Raw genomic sequence first — 1451 nt, forward strand, 5'->3', positions numbered from 1 at the left:
AGCAGTTGCGATAATCAATGTGGCAACCAAGATAAGTTTATTTTTTAGATATGCTACTACTGTATTGGTATCTCCATTGAGGAGCATATCTAAAAGACCATCATTGCTAATCATAACAATACCACTCATAACGAGTATAATAAGCGATACAAGCTCAAAATAACCAAAAATGGGACCTATGTGGGGGTAAACTTCCCTTTGTTTTTGTTTGTCTGTCATTGTAACACCCAAAACAAACATAAAAATAGAACCGCCTATCCATGCAATAGCAGCAAAGAGATGAAAATGTATAAACCAATCTTCCAAAAAAACAACCTTTATAGAGTGAAAATTTTACAAACGAACGTAACGATAGTACAATACTTTTAACATTGGGTTAACACCGTTTTGATAAAGTACGAAACCAGAACAAGAAGTCTAATACAAAATCAGGAGTTTATCATTGATAAAAATCAATAAAGTATCTCAGTTTTTACTACTTTTTTGCATCGCATCGCAATTAGAAGCCATGACGATGGAAGAGGCAGTATCTACGGCATTGCAACACTCTCGCGATTTACAAAAATCTGCAATGGGTTTAGATATAGCCCAAAGAGATATACAGGAGAAGAAAGCAGCCAATTATGGGCGTGTTGATCTTGTTGCATCTTTGACACACTATAATCTTCCGCGAACACTTACCCCTTTGACACCGGCAAGTATAGCATCGGGAGCGGCACGTATTCCAACAACACAAGATATGATGGTAGCAGGTGTTTCTTATAATGTTACCCTCTTTAATGGATTGAGTGATACTCGCTCTATTGAGGTGTCTGAACTTCAAAAAGAGATCAATAAAAATTTTCATCACCTCTCTAAAGAGCAGATTATCTATAATGTAAAAACACTCTATATGAATGTTTTATCGTTATCGGCTCAAGAAAAATCTCAAAGTGTTTATATTCAATCTTTAGAGAATCTCTATAAAAATATCAGTTTAAAAGTTCAACTTGGAAGTGCTGCTAAAATAGATGCGTTAAAAGCACTTGCAGATATAAAGCGTGCACAAACAAAGCTTGTAGATATTCAAACAAACAAAAAAATAGTTCAAGAAACACTAGCAAGTGTTTTATATGTTGATACTTTGGAAGAGTTGGAAAATATAACCATCACTGTACCAAAAGTGCAATCTTTATCTCCACAAGAACATAAAAAAGAGCTTTTGGAAACTTCCCGTTTCAAAATTGCCTCACTTGATGTTATGAAAAAAGAAAAACTACAACAAAAAAGTCAAAGTGTGTACTACCCAAAAGTAAACTTTAGTGCATACTATGGGGAAAATGGTGGTATTAACGATAGTACAAATCCAAACTCCGGTGATTTTAAACATGCAAATACATGGCAGGCGGGTATTGATGTAAAATGGAATCTTTTTGATTTTGGTCGTAAAAATTCGGTGATACAAAAAAATA

2 protein-coding genes are annotated in these 1451 nt (G+C 34.3%); one reads left to right on the plus strand and one right to left on the minus strand.

Annotated elements, in window-relative coordinates; translation table 11 throughout:
* Window positions 1-306 (minus strand): hypothetical protein (locus AC30RD_RS09235; RefSeq protein WP_489494243.1); only part of this gene is annotated, 306 nt, incomplete at its 3' end.
* Window positions 307-442: 136 nt separating this feature from the next.
* Between AC30RD_RS09235 and AC30RD_RS09240 the strand changes: the two genes are divergently transcribed.
* On the plus strand, window positions 443-1451 hold a 1009-nt coding region (locus tag AC30RD_RS09240; protein ID WP_489494245.1), incomplete at its 3' end, for a TolC family protein.

This window comes from Nitrosophilus sp., assembly GCF_982775275.1.